The sequence below is a fragment of the Kribbella sp. NPDC026611 genome, from assembly GCF_040638345.1.
Classification (GTDB): Bacteria; Actinomycetota; Actinomycetes; order Propionibacteriales; family Kribbellaceae; genus Kribbella.
Map to the genome: position 1 here is coordinate 678,588 of NZ_JBEZYC010000002.1, position 17,761 is coordinate 696,348.

The 17,761-nt window shown below is 68.3% G+C and carries 12 protein-coding genes; 7 read left to right on the forward strand and 5 right to left on the reverse strand.

Features of this window, described 5'->3' with window-relative positions:
- Positions 1 to 2,352 (reverse strand): glycoside hydrolase family 3 N-terminal domain-containing protein, encoded by a 2,352-nt coding sequence (locus AB0E69_RS09310; RefSeq protein ID WP_360142021.1) that lies wholly within the window; start codon positions 2,350 to 2,352, stop codon positions 1 to 3.
- A 243-nt stretch (positions 2,353 to 2,595) separates the two neighbouring features.
- On the opposite strand from AB0E69_RS09310, the gene AB0E69_RS09315 reads away from it, so the two are divergent.
- Genes AB0E69_RS09315 through AB0E69_RS09325 form a run of 3 tightly spaced genes read left to right on the forward strand, consistent with a single transcriptional unit; the run spans position 2,596 to position 5,844 of the window.
- On the forward strand, positions 2,596 to 3,945 hold the full coding sequence (locus AB0E69_RS09315; RefSeq protein WP_360142023.1) for an extracellular solute-binding protein: 1,350 nt from the start codon (positions 2,596 to 2,598) through the stop codon (positions 3,943 to 3,945).
- A 58-nt stretch (positions 3,946 to 4,003) separates the two neighbouring features.
- On the forward strand, positions 4,004 to 4,945 hold the full coding sequence (locus AB0E69_RS09320) for a sugar ABC transporter permease (RefSeq protein WP_360142025.1): 942 nt from the start codon (positions 4,004 to 4,006) through the stop codon (positions 4,943 to 4,945).
- Positions 4,946 to 4,947: 2 nt separating this feature from the next.
- Positions 4,948 to 5,844 (forward strand): carbohydrate ABC transporter permease, encoded by an 897-nt coding sequence (locus tag AB0E69_RS09325; RefSeq protein WP_360142027.1) that lies wholly within the window; start codon positions 4,948 to 4,950, stop codon positions 5,842 to 5,844.
- A gap of 124 nt (positions 5,845 to 5,968) precedes the next feature.
- On the opposite strand, the gene AB0E69_RS09330 is transcribed toward AB0E69_RS09325, so the two are convergent.
- Positions 5,969 to 7,039, reverse strand: a complete 1,071-nt coding sequence (locus AB0E69_RS09330) for a hypothetical protein (protein ID WP_360142029.1) — start codon at positions 7,037 to 7,039, stop codon at positions 5,969 to 5,971.
- A 174-nt stretch (positions 7,040 to 7,213) separates the two neighbouring features.
- Here AB0E69_RS09330 and AB0E69_RS09335 point away from each other — a divergent pair, with 174 nt between their 5' ends.
- Positions 7,214 to 9,655 carry an ATP-binding domain-containing protein gene (locus AB0E69_RS09335; protein WP_360142031.1) on the forward strand — a complete coding sequence of 814 codons (2,442 nt, stop codon included), beginning with the start codon at positions 7,214 to 7,216 and terminating at the stop codon, positions 9,653 to 9,655.
- Here AB0E69_RS09335 and AB0E69_RS09340 read toward each other — a convergent pair.
- Positions 9,645 to 10,589 (reverse strand): zinc-binding alcohol dehydrogenase family protein, encoded by a 945-nt coding sequence (locus AB0E69_RS09340; RefSeq protein WP_360142032.1) that lies wholly within the window; start codon positions 10,587 to 10,589, stop codon positions 9,645 to 9,647. The genes AB0E69_RS09335 and AB0E69_RS09340 overlap by 11 nt on opposite strands.
- Positions 10,590 to 10,648: 59 nt before the next feature.
- On the opposite strand from AB0E69_RS09340, the gene AB0E69_RS09345 reads away from it, so the two are divergent.
- The 3 genes from AB0E69_RS09345 to AB0E69_RS09355 all read left to right on the forward strand — a co-directional run bounded on the left by AB0E69_RS09345 (position 10,649) and on the right by AB0E69_RS09355 (position 15,116).
- Positions 10,649 to 11,254, forward strand: coding sequence for a TetR/AcrR family transcriptional regulator C-terminal domain-containing protein (locus AB0E69_RS09345; RefSeq protein ID WP_360142034.1), 606 nt, complete (start codon positions 10,649 to 10,651; stop codon positions 11,252 to 11,254).
- 97 nt (positions 11,255 to 11,351) lie between these two features.
- Positions 11,352 to 13,745, forward strand: a complete 2,394-nt coding sequence (locus AB0E69_RS09350; protein WP_360142036.1) for a transglycosylase domain-containing protein — start codon at positions 11,352 to 11,354, stop codon at positions 13,743 to 13,745.
- Positions 13,746 to 13,853: 108 nt separating this feature from the next.
- Entirely contained in the window at positions 13,854 to 15,116 is a 1,263-nt protein-coding gene (locus AB0E69_RS09355) for an aminotransferase class I/II-fold pyridoxal phosphate-dependent enzyme (RefSeq protein ID WP_360142038.1), read from the forward strand.
- A gap of 10 nt (positions 15,117 to 15,126) precedes the next feature.
- Here the strand turns inward: AB0E69_RS09355 and AB0E69_RS09360 are convergent, their stop codons facing one another.
- On the reverse strand, positions 15,127 to 15,753 hold the full coding sequence (locus tag AB0E69_RS09360) for a response regulator transcription factor (RefSeq protein WP_360142040.1): 627 nt from the start codon (positions 15,751 to 15,753) through the stop codon (positions 15,127 to 15,129).
- Complete coding sequence (locus AB0E69_RS09365) at positions 15,750 to 17,681, reverse strand: GAF domain-containing sensor histidine kinase (RefSeq protein WP_360142042.1); 1,932 nt, start codon at positions 17,679 to 17,681, stop codon at positions 15,750 to 15,752. Before AB0E69_RS09365 ends, AB0E69_RS09360 begins: the two co-directional genes overlap by 4 nt.
- Positions 17,682 to 17,761 lie beyond the last annotated feature (80 nt).

A 17,761-nucleotide genomic window follows, 5' to 3' on the forward strand; every position in this document is an offset into this window, starting at 1 on the left:
TCATAGCCTTCGGACCTCGACCGGCGTGGTCAGCACGCGGTCGTGCCCGACCACCCTCACATCCCCGGTGATCCGCACGATGTCACGACACGGCAGGTCCTGCGACGACGTGCCCACCATCACTTCCAGATCGCCGGGCTCGACGATCCGGCGCAGGTCCGGACCCGTGTACGCCGTGCGGTCCGCGTGCACCCGGAAGGTGACGTCGGCGGCCTCGCCGGGCGCGAGCGAAACCCGCGCGAAACCGGTCAGCAGCTTCAGCGGCCGGGCCACCCGGGCGACGAGATCGTGCAGGTAGAGCTGCACGACCTCGTCGCCGGAGCGTTCACCGGTGTTCTCGACCCGCACGGTCGCGGTGAACTCGCCGTTGCTGCCGATCTCCGGCACGCTCAACCGGAGATCGGCGATCGTGAAGCTCGTGTACGACGCGCCGTACCCGAACGGGAACAACGGGCGGGTCTCGAGACCACTGATCCCGGCGCTCTCGACACTGCCGAGCGCCGGCTGGAGGTAGGTACCGGGCTGCCCACCGACGTGCCGCGGGATCTGCACTGGAAGCTTCCCACTGGGGTTGATCCGCCCGCTGAGCACACCCGCGATGGCGGCCGCACCCTCCTGCCCGGGAAGAAACGCCTGGACCAGACCGGCAACGCGGTCTCCGTACTCGCCCAGTGCGTAGGGCCGTCCAGACACCACGACCAGGACCACAGGCTTTCCGGTGTCCAGCAACGCGTTGAGCAGTTCCCCCTGCACGCCAGGGAGCCGGAGGTCCTCCGCGTCACACCCTTCCCCGGACGTCCCATGCCCGAACAAACCGGACAGATCACCGAGGACTGCCACACAGACATCCGAGTCCTGCGCCAGCGCCACGGCTTCCGCAATCCCGGAGCGATCGGCGGCCATGACGTCGCAGCCCTTCGAGTACTGAAGATCCGCGCCCGGGAGTTCGTTGCGCAGGGCATCGAGAGCGGAAACAATGCTCACCCCGGGGCCGCGGTCCGGGTACCGCGGGAGCACGTGGTTGGGGAACGCGTAGCAACCGAGCAACGTCCGTACGTCGTCCGCGCAGGGTCCGATGACCGCGATCTTGCCGGTTCCGTCGAGTGGGAGCGCCGTACCCGGATCCAGCAGCACGACGGACTTCTCCGCGAGCTCCCGGGCGAGTGCCTGGTTGTCGGCGGAGTCGAGCTCGGGCCCAGGACTCCGAACCGAAGCTGCGGGTGTCCAGTCGGCGTCCAGCAGGCCGAGTTCCGCCTTCTGCTGCAGGACTCGCCGGGCGGCTCGGTCGATCAGCTCTTCGGCGATCTCGCCGGCGCGGACCTTCTCCACCAGACCCGCGAAGCCGATCGTGTCCGGGAGTTCGACATCGGTGCCCGCGGCAAGCGCCAGCGCTCCGGCGCCGGCGTCATCGGCAGCGACCCGGTGCATGGAAGCGAGGAACGGCACTGCCCAGTAGTCCGAGACCACCGTGCCTTCGAAAGCCCATTCGCCCCGCAGCACCTCGCCGTACAACCAGGGATCGACCGACGCCGGCACCCCGTCGACATCGGCGTACGAGCTCATCACCGACCCGGCACCCGCCGTCGCGATCGCGGTCTCGAACGTCGGCAGGATGATGTCCAGCAGCTCCCGCCGGCCCATCGACACCGGTCCGTGGTTGCGTCCGGCGCGCGAAGCGGAGTACCCGGCGAAGTGCTTCAGCGTTGCGATCACACCGGCGCTCTGCAGACCACGCACGTACGCAGATCCCAGCAGAGCAACGAGGTACGGGTCCTCGCCGATCGTCTCCTCCACCCGCCCCCAGCGATAGTCCCGCACGACATCGAGCACCGGCGACAGGCCCTGATGCACACCGACCGCGCTCATGTCCCGCCCGATCGCCGCCGCCATTCGCTCGACCAGCGCGGGATCGAACGTCGCACCCCAGGCGATCGACGTCGGGTACACGGTCGCGCCGTACGTCGTGAACCCGGTCAGGCACTCCTCGTGCACCAGCGCCGGTACACCGAGCCGCGACGACTTCAGCACGACCTCGTGCTGGCGGATCAGCTCCGCGACCCCTTCGTCGACCGACTGCGGGTAGCTCCCCCACACTCGCGTCAGGTGCCCGAGCCCGAACCGGCTCGCGTCCTCGAGCGACACCGACCCGCCGGCCGAGAACACGTCCTCCATCGGCGCGACGTTGAGCGACTCGTCCGCGGGCACCGAGGCGTCGGACATGTCGTTGCCCACCCACCGGCTGCCGAGCTGCCCGACCTTCTCCTCCAGCGTCATCGCGGCCAGCAGCAGGGCGGCCCGTTCGCGGGCCGGCAACGCCGGGTCGGTCCACGGCCGGTCGGTCGAGATGGACAAGAAAATCTCCCTCAACAACTCGATGCTGTCGTGACAAAGTATCGAAAAGTTTCGAAACCTTCCGGTGACCTTCCAGTGCGACCGGAGATTCTGGGAATCCCCTGCTCAGCAGGCGATTACGTGACCTCACTGTGACCCCGAAAAGGCTGCAGTTCAAGTCTTGACAGCACCAAGCCCGAAATCTATGTTTCGAAAACAAGTCATATCGGGGCAGCACGGAGTACGGAGATCACAGTGGATCCCATGACGACATCTCGGCGTACCTTCCTCGGCCTGGTCGGCGGCGGTGCCTTGGCGGCCGGGCTGGCCGCCTGCGGTAGCTCCGGCCCGAAGAGCACGCCCGGTTCCACCGGCGGCGCGGCCGCGGGCAGCGGAACGACCTACTGGTTCCTCACCGGACAGCCGCAGCAGGCCATCCGGGAGGCACAGGTCAAACGGTTCAACGACGCGAACTCGAACACCAAGATCAAGACCACCGAGTTCCAGAACGACGCGTTCAAGGCGAAGATCAAGACCGCGATCGGCGCCGGCCAGGGCCCGACGCTGATCTGGGGCTGGGGCGGCGGTGGCCTCAAGGCGTACGTCGAAGCCGGCCAGGTCGAGGACCTGACCGACTGGCTCACCAAGGAGCAGGCGGACCTGAAGAACTCGATCTTCCCGTCCGCGTTCACGGCGGCGACGGTGAACGGCAAGATCTATGCGGTGCCGGGCGAGACCGTGACGCCGATCGTGCTGTTCTACGACAAGCGCGCCTTCGACAAGATCGGCGCCCAGCCCCCGCAGTCGTGGGGCGACATCATGGACCTGGTACCGAAGTTCAACGAGAAGGGCATCGCGCCGTTCTCGCTCGGCGGCCAGTCGCGCTGGACGAACATGATGTGGCTGGAGTTCCTGTTCGACCGGATCGGCGGCGCCGAGGTCTTCCAGAACATCTTCGAGGGCAAGAAGGACGGCTGGTCCGACCCGTCGGCGCTGAAGGCGCTCGAGGAGATGCAGAAGCTGATCAAGGCGAACGGGTTCGTCAAGGGCTTCTCCTCGATCACCGCCGACTCCAACGCCGACCAGGCGCTGCTCTTCACCGGCAAGGCCGCGATGATGCTGCACGGCGCCTGGACCTACGGCAACATGAAGTCGTCTGGTGGCGACTTCGTGACCGGCGGGCACATGGGGTACATGAACTTCCCGCCCGTCGACGGCGGCAAGGGCGATCCGAGCGACACCGTCGGCAACCCGGGTCAGTACATGTCGATCTCCTCCAAGGCGAGCCAGGCCGACAAGGACACCGCGAAGAAGTTCATCGCGAACAACACCCTCGACGACGCCACCGTGGACGCCTGGGTGAAGTCCGGCAACATCCCGGTCGTGAAGAGCGCCAAGGACAAGCTCTCGTCGATCACCGACAAGAACGACGCCGCGTGGCTGAACTTCGTCTACGACACCGCAGCGAACGCGAAGAACTTCGCGCAGTCCTGGGACCAGGCGCTCAGCCCGACCCAGGCCGAGACGCTGCTCGACAACATCGCCAAGCTGTTCCAGCTGTCGATCTCCCCGCAGCAGTTCGCGAGCAACATGAACGCGGTGATCGGCCAGTGACAGTGCTGACACAGCTGACACCGCCGATGCCGAGCTCCAGCGAAGGCCCGGTGGCTTCATGACCGCGACCGCTCCGCCCGTCGCGCCGGGATCGCTGCAGACGCCGACGGCCCGAAAGCCGGTGCCCGGCGTCGGGCGGAGCGGTTCGGTCGCCTGGATGGTCCTGCCGGCGCTGGTGCTGTTCGTGGTCTTCGGGGTCGTCCCACTGATCGGTGTGCTCGTCCTGAGCTTCACCCAGTGGGACGGTCTCGGCGCGATCCACGCGGCGGGTTTCTCGAACTGGCGGTCCGTGCTCACCGACTCCGAACTGCCGCACAGCATCCTGGTGACCTTCGAGGTCATGATTCTGTCGTGGCTCGTGCAGACCCCGATGAGCCTGCTGCTCGGCACGTTCCTGGCCGGCCGGCAGCGGTACCGCGCATTCCTCGCCGTGCTGTACTTCATCCCGCTGCTGCTCAGCTCGGCCGCGATCGCGATCACGTACAAGGCGCTGCTGGACCCGAACTTCGGACTCGGGCCCGGCCTGCACCTCGGGTTCCTCACCCAGGACTGGCTCGGCAAGACCGATCTCGCCATCGGCGTGGTGATCTTCATCGTCTCCTGGCAGTTCATCCCGTTCCACTCGCTGATCTACCAGGGCGGTGTCCGGGCGATCCCGACCACGATGTACGAGGCGGCGTCGATCGACGGCGCCGGCCGGATCCGGCAGTTCTTCAGCATCACCGTGCCGCAGCTCAAGTACACGATCATCACGTCCTCGACGCTGATGGTGGTCGGGTCGCTCACGTTCTTCGACCTGATCTTCGTGCTGACCGCGGGCGGTCCCGGTGACGCGACCCGGGTGCTCGCCCTCGACATGTACAAACGCGGCTTCATGTCCAACCAGATGGGCCCGGCGAGCGTGATCGCCGCCCTGATCGTGCTGCTCGGCCTGGCGCTCGCGCTCCTGCTGCGCCGGCTCGGCGGCAGTACGACGGCCAGCCAGCAGGAAGGGGCGTGAACATGGCCCTGACGACCACCGAAACCAAGACCGCGGCAGTCCGGCCGGCCCGCAGCGGCGGCCCGGTCCGGGCACACAAGCTGCTCCAGCTCAACTGGCTGGGCGGCCTGGCCGGCTGGGTCTGGCTGGCGATCGTCCTGATCCCGCTCTACTGGATCGTCGTCACCAGCTTCAAGGACCAGAGCGCGTACTTCTCGCAGAACCCGTTCGCGTTGCCGAACGCACCGACGACGGCGAACTACCAGCTCGTCATCGAGTCGGACTTCCCGCGCTACTTCATCAACAGCGTGATCGTCACCATCGGCACGATCCTCCCGGCCGTCGCGATCTCGTTCATGGCGGCGTACGCGATCATCCGGGGCGCCGGCAGCCGGTTCCTGGCCGGCGTGAACGGTCTGTTCCTGATGGGCCTGGCGATCCCGCTGCAGGCGACGATCATCCCGGTCTACCTGCTGATCATCAAGATGCACCTCTACGACAGCCTGCTCGCGCTGATCCTGCCGTCGATCGCGTTCTCGATCCCGCTCTCGGTGCTGGTGCTGTCCAACTTCATCCGCGACGTACCGAAGGAGCTCTTCGAGTCGATGCGGGTGGACGGCGCCAACGAGTGGGGCATGCTCCGCGGTCTCGCGCTGCCGCTGACCCGGCCGGCCCTGGTGACCGTCAGCATCTACAACGGCCTCGCCGTGTGGAACGGCTTCCTGCTACCGCTGATCCTCACCCAGAGCCCCGACAAGCGAACGCTTCCGCTGGCGCTGTGGACGTTCCAAGGCCAGTTCAGCGTCAACGTCCCCGCGGTCCTCGCGTCGGTTGTCCTCACCACGCTGCCGATCGTGATCCTGTACGCCGTCAGCCGCCGCCAACTACTCAGCGGCCTGACCGCAGGCTTCAGCCGCTAGAGCTTCCTGTCTCCGGGCCCTGATCGCCCCGACGCCAACGCCGGTACGGCGGACGCGCCGGGGCGATCACCTCGGAGCACAGGCACTCGATCACGTTGCTCACCAGCCCGTTCTTCTAACGCCGTTACGCCTCTTTGCTGAGGGCGGTGATGACGAACTCGCCGCTCAGCGGCCCGTCCAGCCGGATCCAGCCACGGCCGACGGCGTACGTGAGCGCGCCTTCGACGTCTGCCTCGCCGGCGATCGTGCGCTCGGCCAGGCTGCTGACGGTTTGGCGGATGCCACCCCAGTAGGCGACCGACACGAGGTCCGCGGCGAACGAGCCGTACCGGGTGGTCGATTGGGCGAGCTCGAGCGTGGCCAGGTCGTCGGCCGGGATCTCCAGCACGTCCTGCGGCATCGGCGGCTCGGGCGCGAACCGGTAGCGCTCTCCGTCGTACAACAGGTAGCCAAGGGCAACGAACAAGGGCAGCAGTCCGCGCGGGGTCGTCGGCGCCGGCAGCTGGAGCTGTGCAGCGATGTCGGCGAGTGGCATCTGGCCTCGATGCGTCGACAGGTGCAGTTGTTCGTCCAGCCAGTTGTCGCCGCGCTGGTGAGCGACGCCCCAGGCCGCGAGTTCCGCGACGGTCGCGCCATCACCGTCGGACTGCGCGCTCCAGAGGCAGTCGATCGGGTCCATCGCGTGAAAGCTGACCAGGTGCCGCCAGTTCGGATCCACCCGCTCAAACACGGCCGGCCGCTCACGGTGGAACCACCGCGGCGGCTCTGCCTCGTCGACCCGCCAGAAGTCGAGCTGCCACCGGTCGACCGGCGACTCGTCATCGTCCTCGTCGACCTCGAGCGGCTGGTGCGCGATACGGACCCGGTGGTGGCCCGCCTCGCCGAGCTTCAGCTGACCGTTGTCCGCTCCCCCGATCAGGTCTGTCAGCACCACCTGGCCGCTCGTGCTCACGAATGGCAGCTCGAGCAGGGCGTCCCATGCCAAACCTTCCGGCTTGCCGTCGTGGACCTGCAGCAGCACCTCGCACGGGCCGTCGCCGGCGGCTGCCTTCAGCCAGCCGTGGCCGGTGCGGGCGATCGTGCCGATCGGGGACGGGTCCCCGTACTCGTCCTCGGGCCCCGCGGGATCGCGCACCACCAGCGTGCCGAACTCGGGCCAGTAGTCGCCGTCGCGTGCACTCCCCACCACTGTCATGCCGGTGACCCTAACCGCGGCAGGAGATCACTCCGGCCGGGTTTGCGCCGGTGGGGAAATGATTGCGGGAAAGGGTGGGAATTGCTACCGTTGGGTGTTTGTGTCAGGCAATAAAAAAGAAGCCCTCTCAGGCTTCTAAGTACAGATTATCAGAGCCGCGGGCAATCTGCAAGCATGATCGGGGGCAAGGTGACGGACCAGCTACTGGCCAGTGAAATCGCTGCTGAGCAAGGCGAAGTGACCACGATGTACGAACGACTCGACGTCCTGCGCGAACAGGCGAAGGCCGAGCTCGACCGGGTTCAATCCGAACAAACGACCGAGACCGATCAAGCGTTCACCGAGCGCGAATCGTTCACGGACCTCTTTTCCGGCCGGCACTCGCAGTTCTCGTCGGTGGAGCGCGGACTCTGTTTCGGCCGGATCGACGAGACCGGCGGGGACCGGTTCCACATCGGCCGGATCGGGCTGTTCGACGACGACTACGAGCCGATCCTGATCGACTGGCGGACGCCGGTCGCGCAGGTGTTCTACCGCGCCACCGCCGCCGATCCGCTCGGCGTCAAGCGGCGCCGGCACATCCGGCTGCACGGCCGGACCGTCGTCGGCGTGGACGACGACATCCTCGACCTCGACGCGCTCGGCGACACCGACCGCAGCACGCTGATCGGCGAGGCGGCGTTGCTCAGCTCGCTCACCGCGAGCCGGACCGGCCGGATGAACGAAATTGTCGCAACGATCCAGTCCGAGCAGGACGAGATCATTCGATCAAGCCTGCCCGGCGTCCTCGTGGTCCAGGGCGGTCCCGGGACCGGCAAGACCGTGGTCGCGCTGCACAGAGCGGCGTACCTGCTCTACACCTACCGCGAGCAGCTCTCTCGCAGCGGCGTGCTCGTGGTCGGGCCGAACAGTACGTTCCTCCGCTACATCGACCAGGTGCTCCCCTCGCTCGGCGAGACCGACGTCGTGCTGGCCACGATCAGCGAGCTGTACCCGGGCATCGTGGCGACCGCACCGGAGTCGGCGGAAGCGGCGCGGATCAAGGGTGACCTTCGGATGGCCGACGTCCTTGCCCAGGCGATCCGTGGGTACCGGCTCGTCCCGGCCAAGCCGATCCGGCTGAAGGTCGACCAGCACGAGCTCGTACTGCGGCCGGACGCCATCCGGAAGGCGCAGAAGGCGGCCCTCGAGGCGCGTGAGCAGCACAACCGGGCGCGTCCGCTCTTCGTCCGGCGGATCGTGCGGACGTTGTCGAACCAGATCATCGAGAGCATCGGCCGGCAGTACGTCGGCACCGACGACATCGAGGACATCCAGAAGGAGCTCGCCGAGGACGACCAGGTCCTCGCCCTGCTCGACCGGCTCTGGCCCGAGCTCACTCCGCAGGCGCTGGTCTCGGTCTTGCTTTCCTCGGCGGAGCGACTGGCCGCGGCCGCTCCCCACCTCACCGACGACGAGCGCCACGCCGTACTGCGACCACTCGGGGCGACCGCTCCCAGCCTCACCGACAACGAGCGCAACGCCGTGCCGCGACCACTCGCGGCGGCCGCTCCCCACCTCACCGACGACGAGCGCAGCGCCGTGCTGCGAACAGTCGCGGCGGGCTGGGCGCCGTCCGATGTCGCGCTGCTCGACGAAGCGGCCGAGCTGCTCGGCGAGACCAGCGGGGTCGTTGCCGGACGCAAGCGTCAGCAGGCCGAGGACGCGGCGGCCGAGGCGGCCAACCGGGAGTACGCTCAGGGCGTGGTCGACATCGAGCTGACCGCCGACCGGATCACGATCGAACCGTGGGAGATCGATCAGTTCAAGGATCTGATCGCGCAACGAACACGCTTGATCGAAAATCCGTTCACCCTGGCCGAACGCGCAGCATCTGATCGAACGTGGGTGTTCGGTCATGTGATCGTCGACGAAGCACAGGAACTCTCGGCCATGGACTGGCGGATGCTGATGCGCCGCTGCCCACGCCGCTCGATGACGCTGGTCGGCGACATCGCCCAGACCGGTTCGGCGGCCGGGGTCACCTCGTGGGCCGAACTGCTGGACCGTTACGCACCCCGCCGCTGGCAAAGCGCCGAACTGACCGTCAACTACCGCACGCCCACCGAGATCATGACCATTGCAGGCCGGGTCCTGAACGCCATCGATCCGGCGCTCACCCCGCCCACCTCGGTCCGCGAAACCGGCGTCGAGCCCGACCTCCAGAGCGTCCCGGCCACCGATTTCGTCGACGCTCTACGAACAACGATCACCATCGAACGCGAAGTGATCGGGGACGGCCGGCTCGCGGTCATCGTGCCGTCGTCGAGGTACGACGAACTGGCCGCAGCACTCCCCGACGTCGTCCACACCCACGACCCCGCCGTTCTCGACGCCCAGGTCGCACTCCTCGACGTACCGCAGTCGAAGGGCCTCGAGTTCGACGCGGTCCTGATCGCCGACCCCGCCGGCATCGTCGCGGAGTCCGACCGCGGCTGGTCCGACCTGTACGTCGCGATCACCCGAGCCACCAAACGCCTCGGCATCCTGAGCCCCGGCAACCTCCCCGAAGTCCTCGAGCAACCAAGAGGAACGACTACCGGACCGGACGAAAGTGGCCCGGTGGTCAAGGGATAATGACAGTTCGGCGGCCGCGGGAGCTGGTGCCCTGCCAGGCGGTTTCGATGTCGGTCAGGGGGACTCGGTCGATCATGTAGGTGAGCTTGCCGGTGCGGGTCCACTCGAGGACCTGGTGGTAGGCCTCGCCCATTCGCTCCGGGTTCAGGTTGCGGCCGGCGCCGTAGAGCTCCACGCCGGAGGTGCGGAGGGCTGACGCCGGTACGACGAGGTCTGGGCCGGCGACCTCGCCGGTCTGCACGATGCGCGTCGGCTTGCCGAACGCGAAGCTCTCCGGAGTGAGTGCCCGCAGCAACATCTCCGTCGGCCGCCCCCACAGGAAGTCGAGCACCACGTCGTACGGACCGGCGGCGACGTACGCCTCCCGCAGTACGTCGTCCACGACCGCAGTGTTCACAGTCGCGTCCACCTCGAGCTCCTGCAACTGCTCGGGATCCCGGCCGGACGCAACGATCCGGCCGGCCCCGAGCAACCGCGCGACCTGGATCGCGAGCCGCCCGGACACTCCGGTCGCGCCCTGGATCAGTACGGTCTCTCCCGGCTCCAGACCGGCCGCGGTCCGCATCGTCATCGCGGTGATCGCCGACGCCAGCACCGTCGCCACGGCGGGATCGACCCCGTCCGGGATCGGCGCGTAGGAGCCCTCGGGTACGACGGTCAGCTCGGCAAGCGCGCCGTACGGCGACCGCGGGTTGCCGAACCCGACCACGGTCCCGTCCGCCAGCCGCCCGACGCCGTCGAAAACCGGGATCATCGGCAACTCCGTGAGGTACTGCGCACTCGCATAGTGCTTGCCGGCGGCAACCGCCTTGTCCACGTTCTCGAGCGCGGCCGCGAGGACCTCGACCAGCACCTCGCCGGCCGCCGGAACCGGGTCCGGAAAGTCCTCGTAGCGCGGCACCCCGCCCACCTCGTGCAGAACTGCAGCCTTCATCACGACACCCCTCTCTCTAACACCGTTAGATCCACTCTAACACTGTTAGAATCCGCCAGGTGAGCCTGGACAAGACCCGGATCGTCGACGAGGCGGTCGCGCTGCTCGACGCCGAAGGGCTGGAGGGCGTCACGCTGCGGAAACTGGCCGCCCGCCTCGGGGTGCAGGCCCCGACGCTCTACTGGCACCTGCCGAACAAATCGGCCCTGGTCACCGCGATCGCGGAGGCGATCGTCCCCGACCCGACCCCGCCGGGGCCGGAGCAGCCGTGGCAGGAGTGGCTGACCGACTTCGCCGTACGGCTCCGCGCCGCCCTGCTCGCCCACCCGGACGGCGCTCGCGTGGTCTCGATCGCCCAACTGTCCCGGCAGACGGCTGCCTGGTCGGAGCTCGCCATGAGCACCCTCGCCGACCGTGGCCTGAGCCTGCGGGACGCACGGATCATCGCCCTGACCGTGGAGCGGTTCACGATCGGCCACGCGCTCGAGGAGCAGTCCCCCAGACCGGACCCGGCCGATTTCGACCTCGCGAGCTACACCGCGGCGTACCCGGTCTCCGTGCGCGCGATCACGGAGTACTTCGAGCCGGGCCGGACCGTCGACGACCTGTTCCGGGACTGCCTCGAGGTGGTCGTCGCGGGAGCCGGAGTGGTTGCCGTGCAGTGAGCGCGCGCCTACCCAAGGTGAGATCGGTGGGCAAATGTGTAAATTCCGTAACGGAAAAGCTGCCGGAGATCCTTTTCCTGACGTAATCTGCCCAACCATGCACAGAGGCGAGCGGGCCCGCCGGCCCAACGTCGTGATGTCGGTCTTCATGTTTCTCCTGGTCAGCGCTCTCGCCGGAGCGCTGGCAGCCGGTCTGGCCCTCCCCATGGCCGGTCTGGCCGGGGTGACAGCGAACGCCGCCCACGACAGCGTTCAGTACCTGCCGCAGGACCTGAAGACGGCCCCGCTGGCCCAGAAGAGCGTCATGGTGGCCGCCGACGGCACGACCATCGCCACGCTGTACCAGAAGAACCGGACGCCCGTCTCGCTGAAGGCGATCAGCCCGATCATGCTGAAGGCGATCGTGGCGATCGAGGACGACCGCTTCTACGAGCACGGCGCGCTCGACGCCAAGGGCACGCTCCGCGCGCTGCTGCGGAACAAGTCGTCCGGCGGCGTCCAGCAGGGCGGCTCCAGCATCACCCAGCAGTTCGTGAAGCTGAACCTGGTGAACAAGGCGAACACGCCCGAGGAGTACCAGCAGGCCACCACCGACACCTACGAGCGCAAGGTCGCCGAGCTGCGGTACGCGATCGCGGTGGAGAAGGAGCTCAGCAAGAACGAGATCCTCAACGGATACCTGAACCTCGCCTTCTTCGGTGATCGCTCGTACGGCATCGACGCGGCCGCCATGCACTACTACGGCGTCCACGCGAACAAGCTGAACCTGCCGCAGGCGGCGATGCTCGCCGGTCTGGTGAAGAACCCGAGCGGGTACGACCCGATCGACAAGCCGGCCAAGGCCAAGGCGCGCCGCGACGTGGTCCTGCGGCGGATGCAGGAGCTGAACATCATCACCGCCACCCAGGCCGCCGCGGCGATCAAGACCCCGGTGATCAACCCGGCCCGGGTACAGAACGTGCCGAGTGGCTGCGCGAACTCGCGGTACCCGTTCTACTGCGACTACGTCATGGCCAAGCTCAAGGCCAACCCGTCGCTGGGCAAGACGCCGGACGAACGCGAGAACTACGTCGAGACCGCGGGCCTGGTGATCAAGACCTCGCTCGACCCGAAGATCCAGGCGGCCGCCGAGACCTCGATCAAGAACCACACCAAGTTCGGCGACCAGGCGGTCGCCGCGATCACGATGGTCGAGCCGGGCACCGGTCTGGTCAAGGCGATGGCGCAGAGCCGGACGTACGGCAGCAAGAAGGGGTACACCGCGTACAACTTCAACGTCGAGAAGTCGTACCCCGGTGGGTTCGGCGGATTCCAGAACGGGTCGACGATGAAGGCCTTCACGATCGCGGCGGCGATCGGCAAGGGCGTGCCGACGACGTACCGGATCAACTCGCCGCAGCAGATCGACCTGAGCGGGAAGAAGTTCAGCACCTGCAACGGGACGACCTCCGACGACGACTACAACCCGAGCAACTCGACCAAGACGATCGCCGACCCGTCGATGGTGGACGCGGCGCGGGCGTCCACCAACACCTACTTCCTGCAGCTGTCCGAGCAGATCGGTCTCTGCCCGATCGCGACCATCGCGTCGCGGCTGGGGATGTACGACGGGCAGTCGCTGAAGCCGCTCGAGCAGGTGGTTTCGTTCACGCTCGGCTCGGCCGGTTCGATCACGCCGCTGATGCTGTCGAACGCGTACGCGACGTTCGCCGCCCGCGGGATGTACTGCACCCCGCAGATCGTCACGGCGATCACCGTCTTCAAGACCAGCAAGGCGATCCCGACGCCGGGCCCCGGCTGCCACCGGGTGCTCTCGCCGAGCGTGGCCGACGGTGTCAACTACGTGCTGCACCAGGTGATGCAGAACGGCGGCACCGGTGCCAAGGTCAACTTCGGCAAGAGCGACCTGGCCGGCAAGACCGGCACCATCCAGTTCAACCACGCGGTCTGGTTCTCGGGCTACTCCTCGCGGCTCGCCGCTGCGGCCGTGGTCGGTGACGCCGACCCGCCCGCCCAGGACCTGAGCAAGCAGGTCCTGAACGGCAAGAAGATCGGTGATCCGTCGGGTTCCGGTACGGCGGGACCGATCTGGGAGACGGCGATGCAGCTGGCCCTGCACAGCCTGCCGACCACCAAGTTCGTCCAGCCGAGCGACATCATCATCCGCGGTAACGTCAAGGACCTGCCGTACCTGAAGGGCATGCCACCGGCCGACGCGATCGCGAAGCTCCTGTCGATGGGCTTCCAGGCAGAGGTCGCTCCGGCACCGGTGGACTCGGACGCGGTGGCCGGCACCGTCGCGTACACCTCCCCCCGCCAGGAGGACGGCGCACCGGCCGGAGCGAAGATCACGATCTTCCTCTCCAACGGCAAGGACGCGCCGCCCCCAGTCACTCCGCCGGTCACCCCACCGATCACCCCGCCCGTCCCGCCGAACACCATCAAGCCCACCAACTGCCCACCCAAGTTCCCGTTCTGCCCCCACCGCTGATCGAGGGCTTGTCACCAGGTGGACGAACGAGGGGTGCGAGGCGACCGCCGCGCACCCCTCCGTTTACGCTTGGGCTCGAAGATCGAGCACTGTGTGAAAGGACTCCCCGTGAGTGTGGATGAGCTGACTGCCCAGCGTGACCGTGCGCGCCAGGACTACGAAGAGCTGGTGGCGAAGGGGCTCAAGCTGGATCTGACGCGGGGGAAGCCTTCGCCGAAGCAGCTTGACGAGGCCAATCCGATGCTGCGGCTGGGGACCGAGCCGGTCGGTGCGGACGGGACCGACCTGCGCAACTACGGCGGTCTGAACGGGCTCAAGGAGCTGCGGGAGATCTTCGCCGCCGACCTGCAGGTTCCGGTCGACCAACTGCTCGCCGCGGGGAACTCGAGTCTCGAGCTGATGCACGACGCCGTCGTGTTCGCGCTGCTCGGGAAGGTGCCGGGCGCCGAGCGGCGCTGGGCCGACGTCGAGGGCCTCGCGTTCCTCTGCCCGGTGCCGGGGTACGACCGGCACTTCGGGATCTGTGAGCGGTACGGCATCAAGATGATCCCGGTGCCGATGACGGCCGACGGACCGGACATGGACGTGGTCGAGCGGCTGGTCGCCGAGGACGCCGCGATCAAGGGCATCTGGTGCGTGCCGAAGTACAGCAACCCCGACGGCACCGTGTACTCCGACGAGACGGTCCGCCGGCTCGCCGCGATGGAAACCGCGGCACCGGACTTCCGGATCTTCTGGGACAACGCGTACGCCGTGCACGACCTCACCGACTCCCCCGCCGAGATCGCCGACCTGCTCGCGCTCTGCGCCGAGCACGGGCACGCGGACCGCGCGTTCGTGTTCGGCTCGAGCTCGAAGATCACCTTCGCCGGTGCCGGCGTCGCGTTCTTCGGGTCGTCGCCGGCGAACCTCGAGTGGTGGCTGAGTCACACGGTCAAGCGCAGCATCGGCCCGGACAAGATCAACCAGCTCCGGCACGTGCAGTTCCTGCGCGACGCCGACGGGCTGCACGCGCACATGCGGGCGCTGGCGGCGCTGATCCGGCCGAAGTTCGACGTGGTCGACAAGGTCCTGACCACCGAGCTCGGTGGCACCGGCCTGGCCACCTGGACCTCACCGGCGGGCGGCTACTTCATCACCCTGGAGGTGCCCGAGGGCTGTGCCCGCGAGGTCGTCGCCAAGGCGAAGGCGGCCGGCATCGCCATCACCCCGGCCGGTGCCACTCACCCGTACGGCGACGACCCGACCGACCAGGTCATCCGGATCGCCCCGACCTTCCCGGAGCTCCCCGAGGTCGAGGCCGCCATCACCGGCCTGGCCACCTGCGTCCGCCTCGTCGCCACCGAGAAGCTGCTCGCCGACCAGGCCTGAACAGCCGCGCTCAGCCCAGGCCGTGGTCCCGGGCGAGCAACGCGGCCTCGGTTCGGCCGTTGACGTGCAGTTTGGTGAAGACCGACGACGTGAGGTTGTTGACGGTCTTCAAGGACAGCCCGAGGTACTCGGCGATGCCGGCGTTCGACCGACCGGTCGCCAGCAGGCCAAGCACGTCCCGTTCCCGCGGTGTCAGCTGCGGGAACGGGTCGGCCGGCGGCGCACTCAGCTGACCGAGCAACCGGCCGGCGACCGACGGACCGAAGATCGCTTCGCCGGCAGCGACCGCGGTCACCGCGCGGCGAATCTCTTCCTTGGTCGCACCCTTCAGCAGGTAGCCCTTTGCGCCGGCTCGCACGGCGCGGCTCAGGGTCCGGTCGTCGTCGGTCATCGTGAGCACCAGCACCGCGACCTCCGGCGCGGCCTTCCCGATCTCGGCCGTCGCCGCGAACCCGTCCAGGTCTGGCATGCCCAGATCCATGATCACCACGTCCGGACGCTCGGTGACCGCCCCGCGGACGGCCTCCCGGCCGGTCGCGGCTTCGCCGACCAGCTCCATCTCCGGCAGCTGCTCGAACAACGCCCGAAGCCCGTCCCGGACGACCGGATGATCGTCGGCGACCAGGACCCTGATCATCTGCCTCCTCCCAGCGGGAGTACGGCGGCCACCCGGCCGCCGTGCGCCGTCGGACCCAGCTCGCAGGCCCCGCCCAGCTCGGCAGCGCGCGCCCGGATCGACTCGAGACCGACCCCAGCCGGCCAGGCTCGCTGCGATCGACCGTCATCGGTCACGGTGACCGTCAGCGCGCCGGAGTCCGCCGTCAACGAGACGGTGGCCCGTCGGGCCGCGGAGTGCCGGGCGACATTCGTGAGGGCCTCGCTGGCAATGCGGTACGCCGCGAGCTCGACCGGCGCCGGCAACCGCGGCAGCGAGTCCGGCGCTTCGACAGTCAGGGCGATCCGGCCGAGTCCACTGCTGTGCCCGCGGAGAGCGGCGACCAGTCCCAGCTCGTCCAGCACCGGCGGACGCAGCGCGTAGACGATCCGCCGGACGTCGGCGATCGCCGCCCGCAACTGCCCGGCCAGCTGGGTCGCGAGCTGCTCGGCGCGCTCCGGGTCCGACCGGGCCGCCAGTGCCGCGCCGTCCGCGGTGAACGCCGCGCCGGTGAGTACCGGGCCGAGGCTGTCGTGCAGGTCGCGGTGCAGCCGCTCACGTTCGTCAGAAGTTGCCGTCAGCAACCGATCGTGGGATTCCCGGAGCTGCTCCCGCAGCGCGGTCGAGTGCAGCGCCACCGCCAGCGGGCCGGCCAGTAGACCCAGGACGGCCGTGTCCGGCTTGGACAGCTGCCGCTCACCACGGCGAGCACCGACGACGAGCAGGCCGGCCACCTCGTCGTGGTGACGGAGCTCGACGGTGACGACGTCGTCCGGCCGGGTCCCGGAGACCGCGACGCACTCGGCTCCCCGTTCGATCGCGGCGTACGGCAGGCGCAAGGCGGCGCATAGCGCGTCCAGCACGCCGGTGAGGTCGTCACCGGCAAGTTGCCTCCCGACGACCGAGACCGCGCGGACCGGATCGCGGCGCGCGCCGTAGAGCCAGTGGTCGATCAGGCGCTGCAGCCGGAGCCGGACGGGGTTGAAGGCGAGCGCGACGGCCAGCGTGGCCAGCACGGGTGCGCCGGCGGAGCTGAGCAGCCGCTCGAGCAGTGCGACCAACGCCGTGTACGCCGCGATCACCGCGGCCGAGAGCGCGCCGTACAGGAGCAGCCGGGACAGCACCAGCCGAACGTCGAACAACCTGTACCTGAGCACCGCGACGGTCATCGCGGCCGGGATCAGCGGGAAGCTCAGCAGCAGGAAGATCTCCTTCCCGGTCGGCACCGAGAACCACGACGGGCTGTTGACCAGGATCACAAGCACGACCGCGACGACCAGCCAGAGCAGCTGCTGCCGGACGACTTCCCCGGCCTTTGCGAAGCGCACGATCAGGCTGATCACCGTCGCCAGCATGACCAGCGGGGTGAGCACGCCGCCGAGTTGCTCACCGGTCTGCCACCACGACGACACGAAGTACGACGAGGCGCCGTACTCGGGTGTCGGTCCAGTGGAGAAGCCGCTCACGACCGCGGTCACCAGCGTCAGCCACCCGAGCCATCGCCAGGCCGGAGTCACCGGACGTCCGGTGGGGAACAGCTGCAGCGCGAGCGGAAGGCAGCAGAACAGACCCCAGCCCCACGCGAAGTTGAGCACGGTGACGAGCAGCCGGAGGACCGGTTGTGGCCAGCCTGACTCGTGGCCGGCGGCGATCAGCGGCACGGTCGCGGCGGTCAGCAGCGGCGCGCACCCCAGACCGAGCAGCAACCACCCGATCGGGCTCGACGGCCGCCGGCGCGCGATCAGGAAGCCGCCCGGAGTCGCGGACAGTCCGATCGCGACGTTCGTGATCAGGTAGCTGGAGATCGCCGTACTCGCGTCCAGGCCGACCAGCAGCGTGCCGCACACCGCGACCGCGGCGAGCAGCAGGGCAACGGCCGCGACGACCGGCGCGAGATTTCCCCTCCGCATACGGTCATGATCACTCGATCTGCCGCTCCGCGACAGGGAGTCGCCTCCTGGGGCGGCCGGGCAGCCACCCGGGGCGACCG